Source organism: Microcoleus sp. PH2017_34_RAT_O_A (assembly GCF_020737885.1).
Lineage (GTDB): Bacteria > Cyanobacteriota > Cyanobacteriia > Cyanobacteriales > Microcoleaceae > Microcoleus.
The window spans coordinates 12,775-37,358 of sequence record NZ_JAEQDD010000027.1 but is presented as its reverse complement, the minus strand read 5'-3'; the positions used below and the strand labels follow the sequence as shown (position 1 = coordinate 37,358).

The following is a 24,584-nucleotide window of genomic DNA, read 5'->3' as shown; positions in this document are numbered from 1 at the left end:
ACCTATTTTTAGTGAGATCGGACATAATATCAATCTAAAATCTAAAATCTAAAATCTAAAATCGGATGACAGAAAATGTAATTTCACTAAAAAATGTTTCTAAATGCTTTAAGCGATACGATCGTCCAGGAGACCGCTTAAAAGAAATTATTTACCCCAGCAAAAAACTCGCTGACGAATTTTGGGCTCTCCACGACATCAATCTGGAAATTCCTCAAGGACAAACTCTAGGAATTGTCGGCCGCAACGGTTCGGGAAAAAGCACTCTTTTGCAAATAATTGTGGGGACGCTGACGCCCACCACCGGCAGCGTGGATGTGAAAGGACGAATTTCCGCTTTGTTGGAACTTGGAAGCGGATTTAACCCGGAATTTACCGGGCGGCAAAATGTATTCTTCAACGCTCAAATACTGGGATTCAGTCAAAAAGAAACTGAAGCAAAGTTTGACGAAATAGCTGCTTTTGCTGATATTGGAGATTTCATCGAACAGCCAGTCAAAACTTATTCCAGCGGTATGTTTGTCAGGCTGGCTTTTGCTGTTGCGACTAGCGTCGAACCGGATATTTTGGTGGTTGACGAAGCACTTTCGGTAGGCGACGAAGCTTTTCAGCGCAAGTGTTTTGCCCGCTTGCAAAGCATTCAAGAAGGTGGCGGCACGATTTTATTTGTCTCTCACGCTGCTACTTCGGTGGTGCAACTTTGTACGTCAGCAATTTTAATGGATAGCGGAGAATTGCTGCTCGCTCACACGCCGAAGGTGGTAATTTCTAAGTATCAAAAGTTGATATATGCAGATCCAGATAAAGTGTTGGGGCTGAAGTCAGATATTCGATCGCTAAATCAACTCACAAAGCAAGAAAGTGACAACAATCTTCAGGATGCTAATTTAGAAAGCACAAAGACGGAGGTGAAACCCGAGCAATATCACTCGAAATCCCAGGAACATTATGATGAATTTTACGATCCGGGGATGATACCGTCGAATACGGTGAGGTATCCGTCTCGTGGAGCGGAAATTATCAACCCCCACATCGAGACACGCTCGGGAACTGTGGTAAATCACTTGATTGGTCGTCAAGATTATGTTTACACTTACTCTGTCACTTTCTCGCGGTCAACTTCCAAGGTGAGGTTTGGAATGTTGATTAAAACGATTAGCGGTTTTGAGTTAGCTGGTGCTTCTTTAAAGGCTTCCAGTCAGTCCGTTAGATATGTGGAAGCGGGAACGACAATTGTCGTGAAGTTTCAGTTTAAATGTTTGCTAAATCCTGGGGTTTATTTTTTGAATGCGGGGGTTGTGGGAACGGTAGATGAGGATTTAACTTATCTGGATCGCTGCGTTGATGTGGCGATGTTTAGAGTTCAGTCTTGTACTGAGTCCTGCGGTAACGGCATCGTTGACTTGCTGATCGAACCGTGTTTAACTGTTGTTAATTCTGATTCTCTGGTGAAAAAGGCGTCAACCGAAGTCATCTAAAATTCTGTGAAAACAATGAGCGAGAGCAATTTAGATTTAGTCCAAAATCCGGTAATCGAAGCATTTATTCGAGAGCAAACTAAGTTTCCCGAAGATTTTAAACTAAATATCTGCGAAAACGATGAAATGTATTTGTTTGCGTTGAGCAATGTCAAGGACGATCGCGATCGGGCTTTGGTGCGCTATTATTCGCTGGGGCGCCGCATCCTGGATACGGTTAAACAGGTTGTGGATTGGCATTTTGGCAGTTTTGAAAATGTACCATCTTTTCTAGATTTTGCCTGCGGTTACGGTAGATTTACACGGTTTTTGATTCAGGAAATGCCGCCGGAACAAGTTTGGGTTTCTGATATTTATGCTAATGCGGTTAAGTTTCAAGCTGAATACTTCGGCGTTAGCGGTATTGTTTCGACTGGCAAACCAGAAAATTATTTAATCGATCGCAAATTTGACTGCATTCTGGCTAATTCTTTTTTCAGCCATATGCCGGAAAGAACTTTTACAAGTTGGTTGCAAAATTTGTACGATTTGTTGACTCCTAACGGTATTTTGATGTTCAGCGTTCACGATGAGTGTTTGCGTGCTCCTAATGTAGAAATGCCTGCTAATGGTATTCTGTTCAGCGCCCTCAGCGAAAGTCAGTCTTTAGATAAGGAGGAATACGGCACAACTTATGTAACTGAAAAGTTTGTCAGAGAAGTTGTCGATAAAGTTAGCGCAGGTAAGGCTTTTGTTCACCGCATCGAAAAAGGTATATGCAGGTTTCAGGATTTGTATGTTGTCACAAATCAACTATCTAGAGATTTTTCGGAGTTGAAATTCAATCAGCACCCGGAAGGATATGTTGATGTTGCTGCTTTTACAAATAAGGAGAATTTGTATCTGGAAGGATGGGCGGCAGATCTGAATAATGGCGGTAAAATTGAGGATTTGCAAGTGCTGGTAAACGGTGAGTTTGTGCAGAGGTGCGAGCCTTTTTACGATCGCCCGGATGTGGCCGGACACTTTGAAACTGATGTGGCTTTGCAGTCGGGTTGGAACTGTTATTTACCGAAAAACTCTGTGGCGCCGCAGGATGTGTTAACCGTTAAAGCAATCAATAACTACGGTTTGACATGGATTTTGGAAACTTGCACTGTGCAATCGCTGGTAAGGCAAAAGCAATCGCGGTCTTTGTTGGGGTCTACTCAACTCAAACTTCAATTGGTTGAAACTCAGCTAGCTGGGGCTAAGATAGAATGGGAGCAAAGTCAAAGTAAGTTAATGATTACTGAAACTCAGTTAGAAGAATCTCATACTAAGTTGGAAGAAACTCAAAATCAATTAATTTCAGTTCACTCGCAGTTGGAACAAACTCAAAGTCAGTTAGTGTCTCTGCAAATGCAGTTGGAGAAGACTGAAAATCAGTTGATGAATGTCAAGCAAGAACTAGAGAAATCGCAATGTCGAGTTGTGGCGATGGAAAGTAGCAAGTTCTGGAAGCTGAGAAGCACGTGGTTTCAAGTCAGGCGAGCGCTCGGTTTAGCGGGAGAATAAGACAAGACCATTTTAGATTTTGGATTTTGGATTTTGGATTTTAGATTGTGGATTGGAGATTGGAGATTGGGAGAGATGAGGGACTAAGTGTTGGGATATTACCTATAAGTTGCATTTTGGGCTAAATCGTGTAGCGAGTAAAAATGGTGTGGGAATTAGGGCGAGGGAGAGAAATTGTGAATATGAATGACAGCAAACCGTCGGTTTTTATTGTTACTGGAATGCACCGTTCCGGTACATCTTTAACGGCTTCTTTGTTTCAGAAAGTCGGAGTTGATATTGGCAAACAGTTGGTGGGCCCGGCGGTGGGAAATGTGAAAGGTCATTTCGAGAATGTTGATTTTGTTGAGTTTCACAAGAGTGTTTTACGATCGCACGGCATAGATGAACTCGGCTGTACGTTTGAACAAACGATTCCGGTAGCAGCGGAATATGTGGAAATTGCCAAACGGGCGATCGCGCAAAACCAACAAACTGACAACCATTGGGGCTGGAAAGACCCGCGAACCGCCCTGTTTTGGGATTTTTGGCTAAATTTGCTTCCCACAGCCAATTTCATCTGCGTTTATCGATCGCCCTGGGAAGTCGTGGATTCGCTGTACCGCCGCGGAACCGATGTCAGCTTGCTGCAAAATCCCCAAATGGCAGTAAAAATGTGGATTCACTACAACCAAAAAGTCTTAGAATTGTCCGAACGTTTTCCCGATCGCTGTCTGTTGGCCAACGTTTACCCGATCGGCAACACTCCGGAATTTTTTATCGATCGAGTCAACGACAAATTTAACGTTAATTTAGGGGCGATACCTGCCGACAATTTTGAAGAATCTTTATTAGTCAACGATATTGTCAAAAGTCACAGACCAAGTTTAATAGAACAATATTTTCCCGAAGCCTTAGAACTATATCAAGTTTTGGAAACCCAAGCTGGCAATCTGGGCAGCGAATCGAATTCTGCCAGCGATAAAATTATTCATTTTCCAGCATCTTCTGTCGGGCCTTTTGAAGATTGGCTAAAAATCCGCTTGCTGGAAAAACAGCAAAAAACCAGCAATTCCGAAATCAAACAGTGGCAAGAAGAATTTCACCAAGCCCAGGCGAAAGTGTTGGGATTGGAGGCAGAATTAGGAGAAACTCAAGTACAACTTGCAGGCAAAGAATCAAATTTTCAAGAAGCTTTAGCAAAACTGCTCGGATTAGAAACAGAATTAGGACAAACTCAGGCACAGCTTGCCGGTCAAGAATCGCAATTTCAAGAAGCTTTAGCAAAAGTCCTGAAGTTAGAAACAGAATTAGGACAAACTCAGGTACAACTTGCAGGCAAAGAATCACAATTTCAAACAGCTTTAGCAAAAGTCTTGGAATTAGAAGCAGAATTAGGACAAACTCAGGTACAGCTTGCCGGCAAAGAATCGCAATTTCAAACAGCTTTAGCAAAAGTCTTGGAATTAGAAGCAGAATTAGGGAAGAGTCAGGTAAAATACGAAGAAAAAGAATTCAAATTGGAGCAAAAGTTAGCTGAGTTACTGTGGTTGGAAACAATACAGAGTCAAACTCAGGAAAAATTAAATGAAAGTCGGGAAGACTTAGAAAAATCGCGCCAGGAAACAGAAAGAGTGCGGGCAGAAATTGAGGCAATCAAGTCTTCTGACTGGTGGCAAATCCGAGAAAATTTGTGGGGTTTTAGGCGCCGAATCCGTGACCTCTTCCCGAAATATATTTTTTCGTTAGACCAACCCACTACTTGGCAAATTAGCGATTCTAATTTACTAATTGTGGGCTGGGTATTTAACACAAAGATTGAGATTAAAGCAGTGCGTGTCCGAATTGATGACAAAATATTTTCGGGCGTTTACGGCATAGAAAGAAGCGATATAGCGCTAGCACATTCTAATATTTTGGCTGCGAGGAAAGCGGGTTTTACTATTGAATTGCAAGCGCCTGCCGGACGGCACGAAGTGGTACTAGAAGCCCAAGAAGCAGGCGGAAATTGGCATCTCTTGGCAACTTATCCGCTGTTGGTTTCAACAATTCAAGCATCGTTAGATGTACCCGTAGTGTGGGAACAGCGTCAGGGTCAAATTTTGTTCGCAGGTTGGTGCTGTCACCACGATCGCAAAATTGCTAAATTAAGCTTTGTGTGCGGAGATATTTCTGTAGAATGCGCCTACGGTTTGCGGAGAAAAGATGTCGGCGAAGTGTTTCCCGACTGGGTTAACAGTTCGGAAAGCGGCTTTGAGGCACTTGTCGATTTGCCGCCAGGGGAATGGCAAGTTTCGCTGCAAGCTGAGTTAGATACCGAGGAAATTTTGTATTTTCAAGCGCCACAAATATTGACTGTGCGGCGCTACCATATTTGGCAGCGAAGTGCTGATAAATTTGAGGAGTTTTCGAGTTTTGTAGAGGCAATCCGGCAGCGGGCTAGGGAGAGAAAACAGCGTCTGGGCAGAATTGTGCCGATGCCTTGGGAAATTGTCAAGGTGATGCGCCAGTTGGGGAAGATTTACCAACAGCAAAAACAGTTGACTGCGCCGGGGGATTTGCTACCGCCTGCGGGTTTTGTGGTGCCGAAACCGATTGATAGGTATGACGCTTGGTTGGAGGTGAATCAGTGGAATAGTCGATCGCGCGATTACTTGATCTCTCGGTTAAAATCCTGTGGGGAAGCGCTGCCCAAGATTTCGGTGGTCATGCCAGTGTACAATCCGCAGATAGATTTTCTCGAAAGTGCGATCGACAGTGTAATCAATCAAGTCTATCAAAACTGGGAACTCTGCATCGCTGACGACTATAGTACCGACGCCACGGTTGCTGACACCTTGAAAAATTGGGCCGAAAAGGACGATCGTATCTGCATACAATTTCGCACAGAAAACGGCAACATCAGCGCCGCAACTAACAGCGCAGCCGCCCTCGCCACAGGCGACATCATCCTATTTTTAGACAACGACGACGAACTAACTCCCGACGCCCTAGGCGAAGTAGCGCTATATTTTGCCACCCATCCAACCACCGATTTTCTCTACTCAGACGACGACAAAATCGACACCAAAGGTCGCCGTTTCGCCCCACAATTCAAACCGCAATGGTCGCCAGAACTGCTGCTTTCCTATATGTATCTCGGTCATTTGTGCGCCGTCAGAAAACAGATTTTTGAAGAAATAGGTGGCTTGCGCCTCGGTTTTGAAGGCTCGCAAGATTACGATTTTGCCTTAAGAGCAACCGAAATTTGTCGCCACGTCGCGCACCTGCCTCTAGTGCTGTATCATTGGCGAACTGCACCCGGTTCTACAGCCATATCTGGGGCCGCAAAACCCGCCAGTTTTGGCGCAGGTCAAAAAGCAATCCAAGATGCACTAAACCGCCGACAAATTAATGGCAATGTCGCTCAGCACGCCTGGGCTACCAAAGAAAATTTGGGCATCTTTGCCCAAGATTTCCCGGATGACGGCCCGTCAGTAACGGTAATTATTCCTACTAAAAATCAGGTGAAATTGCTGAAAGCCTGTCTAGATTCTCTGGAAACTACAACCTACAAAAACTTTCAAATTGCTGTCATAGATAATGAAAGCGACGATCCGAAAACTCTAGAATATTTAAAGCAATTAACTTGCCAAGTTTTGCGAATCAAAAATCCTGGTGGCAAGTTTAGTTTTGCAGCAATCAACAACCGCGCCGTCGAGAAAGTTGACAGCGAATATGTATTGTTTTTGAACAACGATACTGAAGCAATCAACCCGCGCTGGCTGAGTCAAATGGTGGGATACGCTCAAATTCGCGGCGTTGGTGCAGTCGGCGCGCGACTGTTATATCCCGACGGTAGAATTCAGCACGCGGGAGTAATTCACGGCCTCCATCACGGTTTGGCCGGTCACGCTTTTAAGCTGATGGATAAGGAGAATCGAGGCTATCTTTCTCAAGCGATGGTAACGCGAAATTACTCGGCAGTAACTGCTGCTTGCACGATTACTCCCCGTCAATTGTTCTTAGAATTGGGCGGCTTTGATGAGGATGATTTTGCTGTTGCTTACAATGATGTCGATTACGGATATCGATTGTTAGAACGGGGTTATCGGTGCGTGTATTGTCCCGATGCGGAGTTGTTGCACAAGGAGGGAACTTCGAGAGGTTTTACTGACAATCCTCAAGAAGTTGCGGCTTTTCGGCGCAAGTATGCGGGGAAAAATGACAGCTTTTACAGTCCTCATTTGTCTTTAGAAGATGAGTATTTTCATATTCAACCCCGACGGGTTTTTATGAAAGGAGAGGGAAAGAAGAAGGAAGAAGGAAGAGGGAAGAAGGAAGAAGAAAGAGGGAAAAAGGAAGAGGGTTATACATTGGAAGTTTCGGATTCTGGTTTGTTGGTAGCCAATACAAACAATTCTATTCATCCTCTTAAGGTTTTGATGTGCAGCAATTCGCTGGATTTTACGGGGGCACCGCTGCATCAGTACGAAATTGCGGTGAAATTGGCGGCTGAGGGTGTGATTTTGCCGATCGTACTTTGCACGACAGACGGCCCCCTGCGCCAAGCTTACGAACAACAGGGAATTGAAGTCATTGTACGCGACAATCCCCTCGAACACATCTACCAGCGCGATGCTTACGATGAAGCTATCCGGAGTTTTAGTAAGGAAATTGAAAGTTTAAAAGTAGATGCAATTTATGCCAATACTTTAGAAAACTTCTTTGTAGTTGATGCGGCGCGAGAAATCGGAGTTCCGGCGGTGTGGAACGTGCACGAAAGCGAACCTTGGCAAACTTATTTTAACAGGTTTGGCTCGGAGATTGCGGCGAGAGCTTTGGAGTGTTTCCGCTTTCCTTACAAGGTGATTTTTGTGGCGGATGCAACGCGTGACAGGTATTTGCCTCTCAACAGCCACCACAATTTTACAGTGATTCACAACGGCTTAGATTTGAGCAAACTGGAAAATTCCGAGAATTCTGAAGACGCTAGAAACACTTTAGGTGTGGCAGCGGAAGATGTGGTATTGTTGCTGCTGGGAACCGTCTGCGAACGTAAAGGCCAGCAAGATTTAGTTCAAGCACTTTCACTTTTGCCTGAAAAATGGCACAATAAGATTAGGTGTTTCATTGTGGGCGATCGGCCGAGTATTTACAGCAATAAATTAGCCGATATGGTGAACGCATTGCCGGAAGAGTTGCGACAAAGGGTGACAGTAGTCCCGGAAACCGGGGAACCAGGAAAATATTACAAAGCGGCGGATATTTTTGTTTGCACTTCTCGTGTCGAAAGTTTTCCGCGAGTGATTTTGGAAGCGATGGCCTGCGATTTACCAATTATTACATCGCCAGTCTTTGGAATTAAGGAACAAGTGAGGCCGGGAATTAACGGTTTGTTTTATACGCCGGATCGTCCGGATCAATTACTTGCAGCTTTGATTAGTTTGTTGGAGGATAAATCTTTGCGCCAGCAGTTAGCTGGAAATGCTAAATATGTCTTGGATTCACTCAATACTTTTGAGGAGATGACTCAAGCTTATGCAGACATTTTCTGCGAAGCATATTTCAGCAGTCATTAATCATGGGCCAAACAGGTCATTGGCCAAACAGGTCATTGGCCAAACAGGTCATTGGGCAAACAGGGCATTGGTAGAACAGGTAATTGGTAATATCAAATCTGGCTGTACCGGAATTATTAAACCGCAGAGAACACAGAGGACACAGAGGAAGAGAATGGAGAGATGAATCATTCCAATGAAGACCGGATTTGATATAATTGGTAGCACAGGGCAAGGAGAAACGAAGACTTGCGGAACATATTCAAAATCCAGACATCTATACTATAAAATAATCAAAAATGAACGATGAAAAAATGACCGATCGCCCAAGAGTAGATTATGAAACAGCCTGGGACAGTTACGCCCAACAGTGGGAAGAAACTAATCCCGAACTTTCCCATATTGGGGACGAATGGATAGGTAAAGCTGCTGGTGCGGCCAACTCCTTAGCCGAATACGAAGCACTGATAGAACAGGAGTTTGTTGCACCGTACATCAAAAAAGAACATACGGTTTTAGAAATTGGTATCGGTGGCGGAAAAACTGGTTCGCTGTTGCTGAAATATTGCGATCGCCTAATTTGCGCCGATATTTCCAGTCAAATGCTGCAAGCCGCGCGATCGCGCTTGGGAGTCGATCGCGTTTCCTACGTCAAACTCGACGGTTTAACATTAGACGGCATCGCCGAGGGTGCAGCCGATGTCTGCTTTTGCTACGATACCATGGTACACGTAGAAGCCGTAGACATATTCAACTACCTAACTCGCATTCCAAAACTGCTGCGGGGCGATCGCATTTGCGTCTTCCACCACGGCAATATTCTCAGCGAATTAGGGTGGCAAAAATTCGCCGGCGAGTGGGACAAAAACTTGCTGGGACGCAGAGATGGCACTGCATTCTCAATAATGACAGATACAATTATGGAAAAATTTCTCAACCATTTAAACTATGAAATCCTCCTGAAAAATACATCTTCAGTACCGCGAGATTGCGTCTGGATTTGCAAAGCACCATTAAACAGTTGACAGTTGACAGTTGACAGTTGACAGCGATGTTTTTAAAGCAGTCTCACACCTGCTGGAATTATAACTAATCGATCGAACATCATGTAAATCCTGTTCATCTTCCTTCCTTTTTCCTTCTTCCTTCTAAAATGAAAGCATTATTTCTCCACCCCAACTTCCCCGCCCAATACCGCCACATTATCACGGCTTTAGGCGCCAATCCCAAAAATCAAATTGTTTTCGGCACTAAAAACGAGCGTCCAGAATGGGACATTCCCGGAGTTCGCAAAGCAGCATTTACCCCCAGCCGCGAACCCCACGCCCAGACTCACCAATACGTGCGCCCTTTAGAAAGTGCCGTCATCTACGGACAAGCTGTATTTAGAATGGCCGAACAACTCAAAGCTGACGGTTTTGTACCCGATGTAATCTGCGGACATTCAGGTTGGGGGCCGACACTATTTGTCAAAGAAGCTTTTCCAAATACGCCACTTTTGTGTTATTTCGAGTGGTTTTATCACGCCATTGGTTCCGACGCAGATTTCGATCCGGCGGAACCTTTAAGTGTTGACGATATGGCGAGAATTAGAATCAAAAATGCGCCGATTCTGATCGATTTATATTCTTGCGATTGGGGTTTGTCGCCGACTTATTGGCAGCGATCGCAATTTCCGCCAGAATTACAACAAAAATTATCCGTACTCCACGACGGCGTAGACACCGATTATTTTAAACCAGATCCCGGTGCTAAACTAATTTTACCGAACTTAGATTTGTCCGGCGTTGATGAAATTGTCACCTACGTATCGCGGGGAATGGAACCTTACCGTGGTTTTCCAGAGTTCATTGAGTCGATCGCCTACGTGCAAGAACGCCGCCCCAACTGTCACGTTGTAATTGTTGGTTCAGACAGAGTTTGTTACGGCCGTTCCCTACCCAACGGCGAGTCTTACAAAGACCATATGCTCAAAAAAGTGCCGCTAGATATGTCGCGAGTACACTTTGTCGGGCCGCTACCTTACGGACTGTATTTAAAAGTAATTCAAGCATCCGACGTACACGTTTATTTAACCAGACCTTTCGTGCTATCTTGGTCGATGATTGAATCTCTATCGGCAGGATGTTTAGTAATCGGTTCCGATACGGGCCCGGTGAGAGAAGTTATCCGCGATGGAGAAAACGGTTTAATCGTCGATTACTTCTCGCCGAAACAAGTAGCCGATCGCATTGACGAAGTTTTAGACCATCCTACCCGCATGGCAGAAATTCGGGTCAAGGCCCGTCAAACCGCCCTAGAACGCTACAGTTTAGCTAATATGTTACCGCAGCAATTACAACTAATCGAGCAGGTTGCAAGTCGATCGATGCCGCCGACAGTTGGTATGCAGCCAGAACGGGAATTGGCCGCATCTTTTGGAGTGAGAATTTAGTGCGATCGTAAGGTACGCCACAAGCACCCTTAGGTACGTTGTTGGGCTTCAGCCCTCTTTCCTAATATTATAAAGAGCGCTGAAGCGCAACTACGTACCTAATTTGTCTGACGACAATAAAACCACCCTGCTGATTAAGGGGGGTTAGGGCGATCGAGTCAGGTACACAGCGGAAATTCTACATAATCTTAGGCACTTTAAAAAACTCCCCATCGCGATCGGGAGCACCCGCCAAAATACTCTCGCCGTTAGCAAACGGTTGCAAATCGTCCGATCGCATAACATTGCTAACATCGATCGCCCGAGTTGTCGGTTTTACCTTACTCGTATCCAGTTCGCTCAACTGCTCAAAATAATCCAAAATACCGTTCAGTTGACCAGTAAACTGCTCTTCTTCTTCCGGCGTTAATTCCAATCGGGCTAAATTCGCTACTTTCCGAACTTCTTCTTTGTCAATCATAAAAATTGGGAATTGGGAATTGGGAATTGGGCATAGGGAATTGGGAATTGGGCATAGGGCATGGGGCATGGGGCATGGGGCATGGGGCAAAGAGGCCAAACAAGTTATGTGTTATTTGTTATTTGTTATTTGTTATTAGAGAAACTACTAACTATTAACTACTAACTATTAACTATGCCCGATGCCCCATTCCCTATTCCCCATTCCCTATTCCCCATTCCCATCATAGTTAAAAATACACATCAATTTGCGATCGCCCTGTCGTCTTCAGCCAATTCTGCACCTCAATGTAATTGTTCGGCGCCAAACGAATAGCCTCCTTCCAGTAATCCGCAGCTTTATCAAACAGCCCTTCCGCCCCTTCAACATTGCCAGCTTCCTTTTCCCTTTCCCCTTGATAGTGGTAAATCACAGCAATATTGTTCAGCGCTTGCGGCATTCTGGGATTCAGTTCAAGCGCTTCGCTGTAATACTCCAAAGCTTTATCGTGTTCGCCGTTGCTAGTATGGATCAGACCCATATTGTACAATACATAACTGCGATCGTAAGGATCTTCTTCCAGCTTCAGCGCTTCAGTATAATTGTCCAGCGCTTCAGCATATTCGCCATCAGCTTGAGCCGACATACCATCCCGATAATAAGCAAAAGCTTCCTTCGCCTTCTTTTTCGCGGGCATAATCTTCAGGATGATATCAGCCATTACCGTGAAACTTTTGTCAATAAAGTTATCGTTGCGTTGAGTTCTTGGCATATGCGATTCTTTTCGTTAGTGGCTAATCTCAAAAATTAGCGGGTAAAGTTTTCCTATGAATACTTGCACAACAATTTTAGTTTAGAGTTGTGCTGAGAATGCGAAAAAGACTTGTGAGACACAAGGACAAACTTGACAACACGCGCAAGTCCTATCTATTGTAGATAACTATTGCAAGACTTGCAAAAAAAACATATTTTTTTTACATATTTAAACTTTTATTAAGTTTTCAAAGTTCAGCCAACACTGAAAAGCTTTTGGGAAAAAAGTAGGGTACGGTTCAATTGAGGGTAACAGTTTGCGAGCGATCGGTGTAAGGTGAAGGCTGTCGCCTTAGTCCTAATTCGCCCCCCAAAGCATGAGTCCGAGCCAATCAGTCTTGGGGTTGGCATTTGCTAGATGCGATGGCGCAGGGGTTTCAGCCAGATTTCACCATTGCTGATGTCGGGACGGGATTGAGAGCAGGTCAGAAAGAAGTCCTGCCTGATACTCCTTGTCATGGAGATATTTTTCAGATCCAACAACAATTTGAGACAGTTGTTGACAATTGCTAATTAGCATGGTAATGTCAGACTATTCCAGCGTAAAAAATGTTAATTTTTCAAGCAGGACTAAGCAGTCGGGGTAATTGTATTCATTTGTAGTAAAAATAAGTTGGAAGTATTAATTAGGTAATGTCGTATCGTATTGTTGCTTATATCACTGCCTATTCAGATAAAACTGCCCTTGAGCGGTGTATCGCTTCTCTTAAGTGTCAAACTTATTCGATCGAGAAAATCTTAATAGTCGATAACTCGCCTCATGTGTTGTTGTCTCCTGAAGAATTAGACGAATCTATTATCGTCAAATCTTATCCCCAAAACATCGGCATTTCTGGCGGTTTACGAGTGGGTATTGAATGGTCTATTAAAAATGAATTTGATTTTATTTGGACTTTCGATCAAGATACTGAACCTTCACCAGATGCTTTAAAAAGATTAATTGAAACCTATGATAATCTCAAAGAAGCTCATCAAAAAATTGGAATTATTGCTCCACTTCCTGTTGATAGAGTCACAGGACAACAATGGAATGGAATGATCTTAGATAAGTATCAACTAAAACAATTTCTTATAAACGATCAAATCCCTGAAATTTATAAATGTGATGCCGTTATTACAGCAGGTTCTCTTATTTCCATTCAAGCCGCTTACAATACTCCCTTTCCTAATGAAAATTTATTTATTGAAGCAGTTGATTGGGAATATTGTCTAAAATTAAAGAAACAAAATTATTCTATATTTGTCAATAGAAATATTGTTCTAAAACAACGATTTGGAGAGACTCAAGAAGTTAATTTATTTTATCCTAAAATAAAAATAATGCGATTGAATTGTTCTCCGTTGCGTTACTACTACCGATGCAGGAATAACACCTTTGTCGAACTTAGTCTCGCTATGGAGAACAAACTATTGATTATGTTTAGTATTCATAGAATTAAAATTATGATTAATTTAGTTATTAAAATCTTGCTATTAGAAAACCTATCAAGAAGATTGAAAATTTGGGCTTGTCTGCGCGGAACTTATGATGGTTTCAGAGGGAACTTAGGAAAAACCTGGGTATAATCTACAAGAATGAGTCCGAGCCAATCAGTCGCAGCCAGTTTACCGCTTGATGCTCGCCAGAAAATAGCGATCGTGATATTGGCAAAGACAAAGTACGCACCCACACTATTAGTAGCGTTGGCGATCGGTTACCAGAGGTAACGCACCCTACAGATAGATTCTTTGCGTAAGTCCTGTACTCTTTACCCCTTCCCCCTTCCCCCAACAGCAGTAACAAAAATACGTGGGGCAATGCGTGAGATATGTTATAGTAAACAGTCAGCCTAAATAGTTAGGTTTCAAATTGTTGTCTATTATCTCAGGAAACCGAAATGCTCAGAACCGATGTAATTCAAAAAATAATCGACAAGAAAAAAGCCCTGAGGTATTTAGAAATCGGCGTAAATAATGGCGATAGTTTTTTCCCGATCGAGATCGCTCAAAAGGTGGGAGTAGATCCTAGTTTTGCATTTTCTGAAGAACGTAAATTGGAATGGGCTAGTAAAAATCTATGTAATGCAACAGCGGAATATATAGACGCCACTAGCGATGCTTTTTTTGCAAGTGCCAATCCGATCGAACGGTTTGATGTAGCATTTATCGATGGATTGCATACCTACGAACAATCATTGCAAGATGTCCTGAATACCTTGGACAACCTCAATGAAAATGGCGTAATAGTCATGCATGATTGCAAACCACCCCATGTCCTCGCAGCCTGTCCAGCTCAGTCTCTGCAAGCTGCGATCGACATGAATTTACCTGGATGGGATGGCAACTGGTGTGGTGATGTCTGGAAAACGATTTGTTATCTAAGAAGTAATCGCAAAGATTTGCGAGTCTTTGTGTTGGATTGCGATTTTGGCTTAGGCATAGTTATGAAAGGAAAGCCTGATATCGATCTCAACCTGAGCAAAGATGAATTGGATAAAATGACTTATGAAGATGTTCTCAATGGTAAAGAAAATTTTCTTAACTTAAAAGATGAAAACTATTTGTTTGAGTTCTTAGAAACAATCTAATTCACTATCCACTATCCACTACTCACTATTCACTAATTTAATTATGCAAGCTGATATTTTTTATTAAGATGGCATTCGTCGCAGGTGGTTATATTCCGACACCCCCTGTATCTAGTTCAATTTTGACTCTGATCCAAGAATACAAATACCACTCAGAAACAAATGAGAATCAAGTAGATGTTTTCAATTGATCGACGCGACGAATTACTGGCGATCGCCGGTATTCTCGACCCAAAGCTGACAGCAATCGCTATCAGCTTTGATGTACCTTTAATGATGGCAGAATTTGCCGTGCAGTGCTACCTTAAAACTGCCATTTTTGAACCATGCCAAAAGTAGCAATGTTTTGCCCCAAAATCAAGGTCAGCCACAAAAAAAGCCTAAATTCTCCAGGTCTAAACCAGCTTTAATGCCCGCAACCTATAATTAAAAATAACCGCGTAATTTTCACAAAGAGAAACACATGGCTCCAAATCCCGGGATTATGCAAGCCGTCGAGCAACTTGGCTACCGCGTTACGGTTGGAGACGTGGCGGCAAAAGCTGGACTAGATGTCAATTTTGCCCAGCGAGAACTGTTAACGCTGGCCTCCGAAGCAGGCGGCAACCTGCAAGTAGCAGAATCCGGCGACATTGCCTACATATTTCCCAACAACTTTCGAGATATTTTGCGAAACAAATTCTTGCGCTTGCAGTTGCAGGAATGGTGGCAAAAAATCTGGCGAGTTCTATTTTACTTGATTAGAATATCTTTTGGCTTAGTGCTGGTAGCTTCCATCCTTTTAATTGTTGTTGCTATTACGCTTTTACTCTCCAGCATGAACAGCGACAATAACGGTGGAGGAGGCGGAAGCGGAGGCGAAAGTGGAGGTGGCGGCGGAGGCTTTTTCTTTTTTCCCTACTTCTGGAACGACTTAATCTGGATCTTTTACTGGAACCATGATGAACCATACTACCAGCAGCGATCGCGCGATCGCGGTCAAAAACCCCAAATGAGTTTTCTGGAAGCAGTTTTCTCCTTTATATTTGGAGACGGGAATCCCAATAAAAATCTAGAAGAGCGCAAGTGGAGCGATATAGCCACCGCAATTCGCAACAACCGAGGCGCAGTCGCAGCCGAACAAATTGCGCCCTATCTCGACAATCTCGGACAGGGATACGCCCGAGAATACGAAGAATATATGTTACCAGCCCTGGCCCGTTTTGACGGCCGCCCCGAAGTCAGTCCCGAAGGGCAAATCATCTATCATTTTCCGCAATTGCAAACCACAGCCCTCCTGCAAAATCCTCAACCAACAGGAACTTATTTGCGAGAAATGCTGTGGCGTTTCAGTCACGCCGACTCCGGCCAAATCATGCTCGCAGCAGGTTTAGGAGCCGTCAATCTTGTCGGTGCGCTGGTTTTGGGGAATTTATTAACGAAAAGTGCGATCGCAGGTGGATTTATCGGCTTCGTCAGCGGTATTTATCCACTGCTGCTGATTTACGGCGTCGGATTTCTGACAATTCCCTTAATTCGCTACTTCTGGATTCAGTGGAAAAATAGCAGGATAGAAGCTCGGAATCACGATCGGCAGCAGCGAGCCATGTTATTAAACCAACCCGATGCCAACTTGCAGCAAAAACTGGCCTACGCCCAGGAATTTGCAGGCGAAAACGTTCTGAGTGGAGAAGACTTAGCTTATACCACAGAAAGCGAATTAACTCAACAAGAACTCGAACAATCAGCAAAAATAGATGCTGAATGGCAGCGGCGAATTGGGCGATCGGACAATTAATTTATAACCCGAAGAATCAGGAATGCAGCACACAGATTTTTTCTTAGTCCACGGAGGTGGACTTTGTTTTTGTAGTCGCGGTTTCTAACCGCCGGAGACTAGAAGTCTTCTGAGAATTGATCTTAGGTACGTAGTTGCGCTTCAGCGCTCTTTGCTTATATTAGGAAAGAGCGCTCAAGCGCAACTACGTACCTTGTATTGGCGTTGCTGATTTACGGTATGAACGACTCAATGTGAAAAAATGAAACAAGCGAGTCAGTCAATATTCTGAATTTTCAAGTTACCCATTTTCATACCCTGATTAAACAACGCCCAAATCATTTATTTTGAATATCAGTATCTGGTGTTTTTCTGATTTTTTTAACAATCTTAGGGCGTTTAAAAATCAAACAATTTTGGTCGTATTTCGAGTCATGTCGCAGAGCCACAAGTTCCCACCCATCCTCCCCCAATTGATTGACAAATAGATGTAGCGAGCCTTGTTTCCAATCTCGCAGCTCCTCACCATTTACATATAAACTAATTAGCTTATTTCCAAAAGGATACATATTCGCATCCACAAATAAATACTCCCACTTTTGCATAGCAATCCTTAATTTAGTTAGTCAGTTGGCAGTTGGCAGTTGGCAGTGGACAGTTAGTTAGTTATTCGTTATTACTTGTTATTGGTTATTTGTTATTTCTTACCAATGCCCCATGCCCCATGCCCCATGCCCCATGCCCCATGCCCCATCCCCCATTCCCAACAGTTACTGCACAGCAATTCTAGCCAAAGCAGCACCCCGGTAATAGTGCAACAAAATCTGCTGGTAGCCGTATCCCTGCCTAGCCAAATTGTAAGCCCCCCACTGACTCATGCCCACAGCGTGACCGAAACCTTTGCCAGCAACTTGAAAACCCGTAGGAGGCTTCCCCCTATTTTGGCCGCTAAAAATCCCGCCGTACTGAGGAATCACAGTAAAGCGGGTACTCCTTAAATTTAGAACCCGACGCAAATCCGCGCCAGTCATCACCCTAGAACCGCCATCCCCGACTACTTTCATGGATAAAACGCTGCCGTAAGCGGTAGTACGTTCTGGCTTCATCGAGATTACATTCCCCACACCAGAAATCTTGCTGCTCATTTGAGCGCGGGAAAAATTTTCTTTCCACTGGTAAACCGGCGCGCCTTGGTCGAAGTCAGGAACAGCCCGCAAATAAGGCAGGGGTTCCGTCCAAACATCCTCGACATTTTCCGTATGTCCGCCAGACGCCGAGTGGAAAACGGCTAAAATAATCTGACCGTTGTAAGTCAGAACTTGACCGGCGGTGGCATCCACTGCGGCATAAGTACCCGAAGATTCTGTTTGCAATCCTTTGTAAACCTGGGAAGACTGAGTGTCATCCACATCGTAAAGGTCGGTTTCGCTTTTGAGGCGCTTGTGGAGAGCGTAGGAACGGGCGGCGACTGCTTGGGCTTTCAAAGCCTCTTGAGGCCAATTGCCACTCATTTCGGCACCGAGAACGCTGTAGAGATACTGTTCGATATCGACATAGTTGACGGCGGTTAAGGCTCCTTTTTCGGGAACTAGAAGCGTGCGTCCCCGATACCATCGATCGCCAATCCAAACATAACCGTTTCCGGTCGGCTCGATCCAAATTTGATTGGCAGCCCAGCGGCCAATTGCCACAGTTCCCGATCGAAATTGAGCAGACTGAGAACTGTTGGCGGGCAGTTCCCCCAAATTGCGCCCGCTGCTGTCGCGGATTGCAGCCTTAGTAGAACTGCCGACTTTGATCTGACTCGTCCCGTCTTGTACCGCAACTCGCAAAATCAGCGCCGCCTGTGCTGGGGCTACCATTACCAGCCAAAACAACAGCGAAATCCAAAAGTAGCGTTTTTTTAATGTCGAAAGAACGGAAGTAAAGAACACTCCTGACTGCATTTTAAAATTTTCCTCCTGTGCTGTATGAGTTTGAGAATTTTTAAGAGTTCGGGAAGGTTCGGGAAAAAGGAAGGAGAACGGCAGAAAGAAAACGTTAGAATTGGGGGTGCATCTCAATGCAAGCAAATATATCTGTAGGGGCGAAGCATGACCGCAGTCAATATGGGATTATAACTAATAACTCATATACGGTCATGCTTCGCCCTCTTCAAAAACCAGATGCACCCAGAATTGGGTTTGGCACTTTGTGCGTCAAAAATGATTGGAGCGACTAGATCCTAGCAGCAACAGCGATTTATCTCGGTTCCTGCCTGCGAATATTTCCTTTATGTCGGATTCGCCGCACTCTGGATATTTGTAACATATTTTTTAAGATTTAATTGAGGTGATTTAACTCTTGCAGATTACATTTCTCGGAACTAGCTCCGGCGTCCCCACGCGATCGCGCAACGTATCCAGCATCGCCCTCCGCTTGCCCCAGCGAGCGGAACTCTGGCTGTTTGACTGCGGCGAAGGAACCCAGCACCAATTCCTCCGTAGCGAGCTAAAAGTCAGCCAACTGAGCCGTATTTTCATCACTCACCTGCACGGCGACCACATTTTCGGCTTAATGGGTTTGCTGGCTAGCTGCGGTTTGGCGGGGAATGTCAAGCGCATCGATCTTTACGGGCCTCCGGGACTTGAAGAATATTTGCAAGCTGGCGTTCGCTATTCTCAAACTCATTTTTCTTACCCCGTGAAGGTGCACAAAAGTCATGAGGGAGTTGTCTATGAAGATGACGAATATATTGTTAGCTGCGCTCCTTTGAAACACCGAGTTACTGCTTTTGGTTATCGAGTAACTGAGAAAGACCGTCCGGGACATTTTGATGTAGAAAAAGCGAAGGCTGTGGGTATTCCGTCGGGGCCAGTTTACGGTGAATTAAAACAAGGAAAGACGGTAAAATTATCGGACGGGCGACAGTTTAAAGGTAGTGATTTTTGCGGCCCGGATCAAGTCGGGCGAAAGTTTGTTTACTGTACAGACACGGTTTTTTGTGACAGCGCGGTGGACTTAGCGAAGGATGCCGATCTGTTGGTGCATGAAGCGACTTTTGCCCATCAAGATGCTCAAATGGCGTTCGATCGCCTGCATTCAACTTCGACGATGGCGGCTCAAGTAGCTTTGCTCGCTGGGGCGAAACAGTTGATCATGACGCATTTTAGCCCGCGTTACGCTCCGGGAAATGCGATCGTCCTGGATGACTTGCTCAAAGAAGCCCAGGCAATTTTTCCAAATACGAAAATGGCCTATGACTTTTTGACTTACGAAGTCCCCAGGCCTGTTGAAGAGTAGGGTTAATCTCACATCTTACACCATTCTCAAGAACAGGCAAGATGCCTGTTCCACAATCAAATTCATTCTTTGTGGAACAGGCATCTTGCCTGTTCAGGAATTAGGGATTCACACTGCTGTTGTGGAGTAGTTTAAATCTCAAGGGTGTGATAAAATGGAAAAACGAATTCAATGGCGTTTTATGTCAAATCTTGAATTATTAGCCCAACTTCAGCAATTGTCCCGCACTGATAAATTTCAAATAATGCTGTTTTTAATAGCAGAATTGGCGAAAGAAGAAGGAATTGTCATGGGCAATGAATCTGCTGAAATTATGTATTCCGTGCATACTTCTAATAGTGCAGCAGAGCAATTAATGCAGTTACTAGAAACAGAACAAAAACAAACTCAAAATGTTTAATGGTAGGCGATATTCTTTTCAACCTAAACGAGATGAGTCAGGTGTTTTAGCTGATGTTCCGTATCTGCCTTTAACACTAACTTATCAAAATCGTTCTGTTGAGGTTATGGGTTTACTGGATACAGGAGCTAGCGTAAATGTTTTGCCCTATAATGTTGGGGTGCAATTAGGGGCAATTTGGGAAGAGCAAAGATTTTCTGTTACTTTAGCGGGAAATTTAGCGAGTGCTGAAACGAAAGGGTTATTAGTCTTGGCAAAAATAGGGGACTTTGATCCAGTTCAGTTAGTTTTTGCCTGGAGTAGGGTGAATAATATTCCCATTCTTTTAGGGCGAACTAATTTTTTTACTGAGTTTGATGTTTGTTTTTATGGGTCACAATTAGCGTTTGAAGTGTCTCCTAAATTTAAGGATAGTTGAGATTATCAATTTTTTAAAATCCTGCGTTGCAGCCCGGTATAGACACTGGAAAATCCTAATTTTTTTTTTTGATTCGATATTGACAGAAAAAAAAATATGCGGTAAATTATGAGATAAAATATACAATTATCACAATAGTTAGAGAAATGAAAAACGAGTTGATCGCTGGAATCGCTGCACTTGGTGGTTCGTCATTGGGTTCAATTACAATTGCCACTGTACCTATAGCCACTACTGCAACAGTGCCTGCTGCTGGTGTCGCAGGTTGGTTGGGCTTGACAACGACAGCAACAACTATTGTGGCTGCTCCTGTGACTCTCCCAGTTGCAGGAATTGTGGCAGCAGGGGCACTTTTAACCTACGGAGGTTATCAAGCTTATAAGTTCGTCAGTAAAACTGAGTAACCGTTTTGTTGAGTACAGGACTTACGCATCTATTGTCTGTCATTCCGATCCCGACCCGGAGTTTACTTGCAGAACGGAGTGAAGGGTTCTGCAAGTAAACTCCGGGAAGAATCTCGCTCGATTCTTCGCAGTCCTGAGCCTTGCGAAGGATTCAGAAGGACATAATTACAATGACTTCCCGTTGCTCTAAAATCTCCTCATCCGCCTTCGGGCTATACACCTAATCCACAAACTGCCCGCATAACGCCCTTACTCAATAGTTTGTGGAAATGATTTGCTGAATCAGCAAGGGACAAGAGAAGTCACTTCTTCAATCCCAAATCCCAAATCCCAAATCCCAAATCCCAAATCCCAAATCGCCCCCAAGGGCGCCTTCGACCGCCTAGGACGGCAAATGGTTGCTACAATCGGGGAAGGTAAACGTTGTGGCTGACACTACAGCCCCTAATTCTGCAAGCTACTAGCTAAATTATTAAAAATCTGCCTCTCCTGCCATGTTTAAAAATCTACTCGGCGACCCCAACGCTCGCAAACTGAGAAAATTTCAGCCTTGGGTAGCTGATATCAATATCTTGGAAGAAGACTTACGCGCCCTCTCAGACGACGACCTCAGAGGCAAAACAGCGGAGTTTAAAGAACGTCTGGCCAAAGCTAAATCTCTCAACGAAGAGAAAGAAATCCTCGATGAAATCTTGCCCGAAGCTTTTGCAGTGGTGCGGGAAGCGGGACAGCGAGTTTTGGGAATGCGCCACTTTGATGTCCAACTCCTCGGCGGCATCATCCTGCACAAAGGCCAAATTGCCGAAATGAAAACCGGTGAAGGCAAAACTCTAGTAGCGACGCTGCCGGCTTACCTCAACGCCCTCAACGGTAAAGGCGTGCACATCATCACCGTCAACGATTATCTCGCACGGCGGGACGCGGAATGGATGGGGCAGGTGCACCGCTTCCTGGGATTGACTGTGGGACTGATCCAGCAGGGCATGGATCAGGTGGAACGCAAGAAAAATTATAACTGCGATATTACCTACGCCACCAACAGCGAAGTGGGCTTTGACTATTTGCGCGATAACATGGCTACTGTCATGGAAGATGTGGTGCAGCGTCCTTTTAATTTCTGCGTGATTGACGAGGTTGACTCGGTGCTGATTGATGAGGCCAGAACACCTCTAATTATTTCGGGTCAGGTGGAACGCCCCAGCGAGAAGTACATCCGGGCGGCTGAGGTGGCTGCTTCCCTGAGAAAGGAAAATGAGGAACACTACGAGGTTGACGAAAAGGCGCGGAATGTGCTGTTGACCGATGAAGGGTTTGGCGAAGCTGAGGATTTGTTGGGAGTGAAGGACTTATACGATCCGGCTGACCCTTGGGCGCATTACATTTTTAATGCGATTAAGGCGAAGGAATTGTTTATTAAGGATATTAACTACATCGTCAATCTCGATCGCGAAGTGGTGATTGTCGATGAGTTTACAGGGCGGGTGATGCCGGGACGGCGCTGGAGTGACGGTTTGCACCAAGCCATCGAAGCCAAAGAACACGCGGAAATTCAGCCAGAAACTCAGACGCTGGCGACGATTACTTATCAAAATTTCTTTTTGCTGTATCCGAAGCTGTCGGGGATGACTGGGACGGCGAAGACTGAGGAAACCGAGTTTGAGAAGATTTACAGTCTGGAAGTGACGCTGATTCCGACTAACCGGATTCCCAGCCGTGGCGACCTTTCGGATATGGTTTACAAGGCAGAGGCCGGCAAGTGGAAGGCGATCGCCCAAGAATGCGCCGAAATGCACGAAATCGGTAGACCGGTGCTGGTGGGTACTACCAGTGTGGAAAAATCCGAGTTGCTGTCGCGGCTGCTTCGGGAACTCAAGATTCCTCACAATTTGCTGAATGCGAAACCGGAAAATGTGGAACGGGAGTCGGAAATTATCGCTCAAGCCGGACGCAAAGGCGCTGTGACGATCGCCACAAACATGGCCGGACGGGGTACCGACATCATTCTGGGCGGTAATTCTGAGTACATGGGACGCCTGAAGTTGCGCGAGTATTTGATGCCCCGGATCGTGCGCCCCGATGATGAAGACGGGTTTTCGCTGGTACAAGCGCCCGGTATGGGCGCCCGCCCCGCAGCTCAAGGTTTTGGTCAAACTGCTAAAAAAGTCAAGTCTTGGAAGGCTTCGGCCGAGATTTTCCCGACGCAGCTATCGAAAGAGGTCGAGCAACTGCTGAAAGTGGCGGTTGAATTGGCGGTGAAGGAGTACGGGGAGCGATCGCTCTCGGAATTGCAAGCCGATGATATCGTGGCTGTAGCCTCGGAAAAAGCGCCCACCAAAGACATCGTAATTCAAAAATTGCGGGAAGCTTACAATCGTACTCGCAGCGAATATGATGCTTTTACCAGCACCGAACACGATGAAGTTGTGCAGTTGGGTGGCTTGCACGTGATCGGTACTGAACGCCACGAATCGCGCCGGATTGACAATCAGTTGCGCGGCCGGGCGGGACGCCAAGGAGACCCCGGTTCTACGCGGTTTTTCTTGAGTTTGGAAGACAATTTGCTCAGGATTTTCGGGGGCGAACGGGTGGGTACTTTGATGAATATGTTCGGTGTTGAGGCGGATATGCCGATCGAATCTGGAATGCTGACTCGATCGCTCGAAGGCGCTCAGAAAAAAGTCGAAACCTACTATTACGACATCCGCAAACAGGTGTTTGAATACGACGAAGTGATGAACAATCAGCGTCGAGCCATCTATGCGGAACGCCGCCGAGTCTTGGAAGGTTTGGACTCGAAGGAACAGGTAATCAAGTATGCCGAACAAACGATGGACGACATCGTGGGAGCATACATCAATCCCGATTTGCCTTCGGAAGAATGGGAACTCGACAAACTTGTCAGCAAGGTGAAGGAATTTGTTTATCTGTTAGCTGACATGACTCCGGATCAATTAGAAGATTTGTCAGTTGAGGAAATCAAAACTTTCCTCCACGAACAAGTCCGCAATGCTTACGACATGAAGGAAGCGGAAGTTAATGCCATCCGTGCCGATTTGATGCGAGATGCGGAACGGTTCTTTATCTTGCAGCAAATTGATACTTTGTGGCGGGAACACTTGCAGCAAATGGATGCTTTGCGCGAGTCTGTGGGATTGCGCGGTTACGGACAAAAAGACCCGCTGATCGAGTACAAAACGGAAGGTTACGAGCTGTTTTTGGACATGATGACGGATATCCGCCGCAACGTGGTTTATTCGCTGTTCCAGTTCCAGCCGCAGCCTGCAATGCCTGTTTCGGCTGAGATGGTTTAGAGGGATTTTGTCGGGACACAACAATGTTCGTTGGTGCCAAACAAACGTCAAACGCAGTCATAAACTGCTGTTTTGTGACTAGACCCGATCCCCCCTAGCCCCCCTTAGGTCGGGGGGGACAAGAAGCACTCAAAGTCCCCCTTTTTAAGGGGGATTTAGGGGGATCTAGACTAAGATAAGACGGCGGTTGAAACCGCGTCTACACAAACAAAACCCGCCTCCGCGGG

Annotated in this window: 19 protein-coding genes; 15 read left to right on the top strand and 4 right to left on the bottom strand. The window is 45.0% G+C overall.

Annotation, left to right across the window (positions count from 1 at the left end; translation table 11 throughout):
* The first annotated feature begins 65 nt into the window (after positions 1-65).
* From JGK11_RS11805 to JGK11_RS11785, 5 genes are all read left to right on the top strand, one after another.
* Positions 66-1,478, top strand: a complete 1,413-nt coding sequence (locus JGK11_RS11805; protein WP_293183314.1) for an ABC transporter ATP-binding protein — start codon at positions 66-68, stop codon at positions 1,476-1,478.
* Positions 1,479-1,493: 15 nt separating this feature from the next.
* A complete protein-coding gene (locus JGK11_RS11800) occupies positions 1,494-3,014 on the top strand; it encodes a class I SAM-dependent methyltransferase (RefSeq protein WP_293211779.1) in 1,521 nt (506 codons plus the stop codon).
* Positions 3,015-3,190: 176 nt separating this feature from the next.
* Positions 3,191-8,554 (top strand): glycosyltransferase, encoded by a 5,364-nt coding sequence (locus JGK11_RS11795; RefSeq protein WP_293211781.1) that lies wholly within the window; start codon positions 3,191-3,193, stop codon positions 8,552-8,554.
* A 278-nt stretch (positions 8,555-8,832) separates the two neighbouring features.
* Positions 8,833-9,558, top strand: coding sequence for a class I SAM-dependent methyltransferase (locus tag JGK11_RS11790; RefSeq protein WP_293190496.1), 726 nt, complete (start codon positions 8,833-8,835; stop codon positions 9,556-9,558).
* Between the two features lie 128 nt (positions 9,559-9,686).
* Complete coding sequence (locus JGK11_RS11785; protein WP_293183320.1) at positions 9,687-10,967, top strand: glycosyltransferase family 4 protein; 1,281 nt, start codon at positions 9,687-9,689, stop codon at positions 10,965-10,967.
* 178 nt (positions 10,968-11,145) lie between these two features.
* Here JGK11_RS11785 and gatC read toward each other — a convergent pair whose 3' ends face one another.
* Together gatC and JGK11_RS11775 are read right to left on the bottom strand one after the other, a co-directional pair.
* A complete protein-coding gene (gene gatC, locus JGK11_RS11780; protein ID WP_293128462.1) occupies positions 11,146-11,427 on the bottom strand; it encodes an Asp-tRNA(Asn)/Glu-tRNA(Gln) amidotransferase subunit GatC in 282 nt (93 codons plus the stop codon).
* A gap of 229 nt (positions 11,428-11,656) precedes the next feature.
* The gene (locus JGK11_RS11775) at positions 11,657-12,178 is read right to left on the bottom strand and encodes a photosystem I assembly protein Ycf3 (RefSeq protein ID WP_293183322.1); all 522 of its coding nucleotides are present in this window, start codon (positions 12,176-12,178) and stop codon (positions 11,657-11,659) included.
* Between the two features lie 674 nt (positions 12,179-12,852).
* Here JGK11_RS11775 and JGK11_RS11770 point away from each other — a divergent pair.
* From JGK11_RS11770 to JGK11_RS11750, 5 genes are all read left to right on the top strand, one after another.
* The gene (locus tag JGK11_RS11770; protein ID WP_293183324.1) at positions 12,853-13,785 is read left to right on the top strand and encodes a glycosyltransferase; all 933 of its coding nucleotides are present in this window, start codon (positions 12,853-12,855) and stop codon (positions 13,783-13,785) included.
* A 9-nt stretch (positions 13,786-13,794) separates the two neighbouring features.
* A complete protein-coding gene (locus tag JGK11_RS11765) occupies positions 13,795-13,926 on the top strand; it encodes a hypothetical protein (RefSeq protein ID WP_293152510.1) in 132 nt (43 codons plus the stop codon).
* Positions 13,927-14,096: 170 nt separating this feature from the next.
* Positions 14,097-14,786 carry a class I SAM-dependent methyltransferase gene (locus JGK11_RS11760; RefSeq protein WP_293152513.1) on the top strand — a complete coding sequence of 230 codons (690 nt, stop codon included), beginning with the start codon at positions 14,097-14,099 and terminating at the stop codon, positions 14,784-14,786.
* A 177-nt stretch (positions 14,787-14,963) separates the two neighbouring features.
* Positions 14,964-15,125, top strand: a complete 162-nt coding sequence (locus JGK11_RS11755) for a hypothetical protein (RefSeq protein ID WP_293183326.1) — start codon at positions 14,964-14,966, stop codon at positions 15,123-15,125.
* 124 nt (positions 15,126-15,249) lie between these two features.
* On the top strand, positions 15,250-16,563 hold the full coding sequence (locus JGK11_RS11750) for a hypothetical protein (protein ID WP_293190497.1): 1,314 nt from the start codon (positions 15,250-15,252) through the stop codon (positions 16,561-16,563).
* A gap of 317 nt (positions 16,564-16,880) precedes the next feature.
* On the opposite strand, the gene JGK11_RS11745 is transcribed toward JGK11_RS11750, so the two are convergent.
* Together JGK11_RS11745 and JGK11_RS11740 are read right to left on the bottom strand one after the other, a co-directional pair.
* Positions 16,881-17,147, bottom strand: a complete 267-nt coding sequence (locus tag JGK11_RS11745) for a hypothetical protein (RefSeq protein WP_293211777.1) — start codon at positions 17,145-17,147, stop codon at positions 16,881-16,883.
* A gap of 165 nt (positions 17,148-17,312) precedes the next feature.
* Positions 17,313-18,488 (bottom strand): SpoIID/LytB domain-containing protein, encoded by a 1,176-nt coding sequence (locus JGK11_RS11740; protein ID WP_293183332.1) that lies wholly within the window; start codon positions 18,486-18,488, stop codon positions 17,313-17,315.
* A 397-nt stretch (positions 18,489-18,885) separates the two neighbouring features.
* On the opposite strand from JGK11_RS11740, the gene JGK11_RS11735 reads away from it, so the two are divergent.
* The 5 genes from JGK11_RS11735 (at position 18,886) to secA (ending at position 24,357) form a co-directional block, all read left to right on the top strand.
* Positions 18,886-19,824 carry a ribonuclease Z gene (locus tag JGK11_RS11735; RefSeq protein ID WP_293211774.1) on the top strand — a complete coding sequence of 313 codons (939 nt, stop codon included), beginning with the start codon at positions 18,886-18,888 and terminating at the stop codon, positions 19,822-19,824.
* A gap of 154 nt (positions 19,825-19,978) precedes the next feature.
* Positions 19,979-20,224 (top strand): hypothetical protein, encoded by a 246-nt coding sequence (locus tag JGK11_RS11730; protein WP_293203051.1) that lies wholly within the window; start codon positions 19,979-19,981, stop codon positions 20,222-20,224.
* Positions 20,217-20,642: a retroviral-like aspartic protease gene (locus JGK11_RS11725; protein ID WP_293190501.1), complete on the top strand. Its 426-nt coding sequence runs from the start codon at positions 20,217-20,219 to the stop codon at positions 20,640-20,642. Before JGK11_RS11730 ends, JGK11_RS11725 begins: the two co-directional genes overlap by 8 nt.
* A 146-nt stretch (positions 20,643-20,788) precedes the next feature.
* Positions 20,789-21,046: a hypothetical protein gene (locus tag JGK11_RS11720; RefSeq protein WP_293190502.1), complete on the top strand. Its 258-nt coding sequence runs from the start codon at positions 20,789-20,791 to the stop codon at positions 21,044-21,046.
* 494 nt (positions 21,047-21,540) lie between these two features.
* On the top strand, positions 21,541-24,357 hold the full coding sequence (gene secA / locus JGK11_RS11715) for a preprotein translocase subunit SecA (protein WP_293211772.1): 2,817 nt from the start codon (positions 21,541-21,543) through the stop codon (positions 24,355-24,357).
* Positions 24,358-24,584: the final 227 nt, after the last annotated feature.

Excerpts from the sequence above, each read along its gene's own strand:
- JGK11_RS11805 (WP_293183314.1), top strand. The coding sequence starts at position 66 with ATGACAGAAAATGTAATTTCACTAAAAAATGTTTCTAAATGCTTTAAG.
- JGK11_RS11800 (WP_293211779.1), top strand. The coding sequence starts at position 1,494 with ATGAGCGAGAGCAATTTAGATTTAGTCCAAAATCCGGTAATCGAAGCA.
- JGK11_RS11790 (WP_293190496.1), top strand. The coding sequence starts at position 8,833 with ATGAACGATGAAAAAATGACCGATCGCCCAAGAGTAGATTATGAAACA.
- JGK11_RS11785 (WP_293183320.1), top strand. The coding sequence starts at position 9,687 with ATGAAAGCATTATTTCTCCACCCCAACTTCCCCGCCCAATACCGCCAC.
- gatC (WP_293128462.1), bottom strand. The coding sequence starts at position 11,427 with ATGATTGACAAAGAAGAAGTTCGGAAAGTAGCGAATTTAGCCCGATTG.
- JGK11_RS11775 (WP_293183322.1), bottom strand. The coding sequence starts at position 12,178 with ATGCCAAGAACTCAACGCAACGATAACTTTATTGACAAAAGTTTCACG.
- JGK11_RS11770 (WP_293183324.1), top strand. The coding sequence starts at position 12,853 with ATGTCGTATCGTATTGTTGCTTATATCACTGCCTATTCAGATAAAACT.
- JGK11_RS11765 (WP_293152510.1), top strand. The coding sequence starts at position 13,795 with ATGAGTCCGAGCCAATCAGTCGCAGCCAGTTTACCGCTTGATGCTCGC.
- JGK11_RS11760 (WP_293152513.1), top strand. The coding sequence starts at position 14,097 with ATGCTCAGAACCGATGTAATTCAAAAAATAATCGACAAGAAAAAAGCC.
- JGK11_RS11755 (WP_293183326.1), top strand. The coding sequence starts at position 14,964 with ATGTTTTCAATTGATCGACGCGACGAATTACTGGCGATCGCCGGTATT.
- JGK11_RS11750 (WP_293190497.1), top strand. The coding sequence starts at position 15,250 with ATGGCTCCAAATCCCGGGATTATGCAAGCCGTCGAGCAACTTGGCTAC.
- JGK11_RS11745 (WP_293211777.1), bottom strand. The coding sequence starts at position 17,147 with ATGCAAAAGTGGGAGTATTTATTTGTGGATGCGAATATGTATCCTTTT.
- JGK11_RS11740 (WP_293183332.1), bottom strand. The coding sequence starts at position 18,488 with ATGCAGTCAGGAGTGTTCTTTACTTCCGTTCTTTCGACATTAAAAAAA.
- JGK11_RS11730 (WP_293203051.1), top strand. The coding sequence starts at position 19,979 with ATGGAAAAACGAATTCAATGGCGTTTTATGTCAAATCTTGAATTATTA.
- JGK11_RS11725 (WP_293190501.1), top strand. The coding sequence starts at position 20,217 with ATGTTTAATGGTAGGCGATATTCTTTTCAACCTAAACGAGATGAGTCA.
- JGK11_RS11720 (WP_293190502.1), top strand. The coding sequence starts at position 20,789 with ATGAAAAACGAGTTGATCGCTGGAATCGCTGCACTTGGTGGTTCGTCA.
- secA (WP_293211772.1), top strand. The coding sequence starts at position 21,541 with ATGTTTAAAAATCTACTCGGCGACCCCAACGCTCGCAAACTGAGAAAA.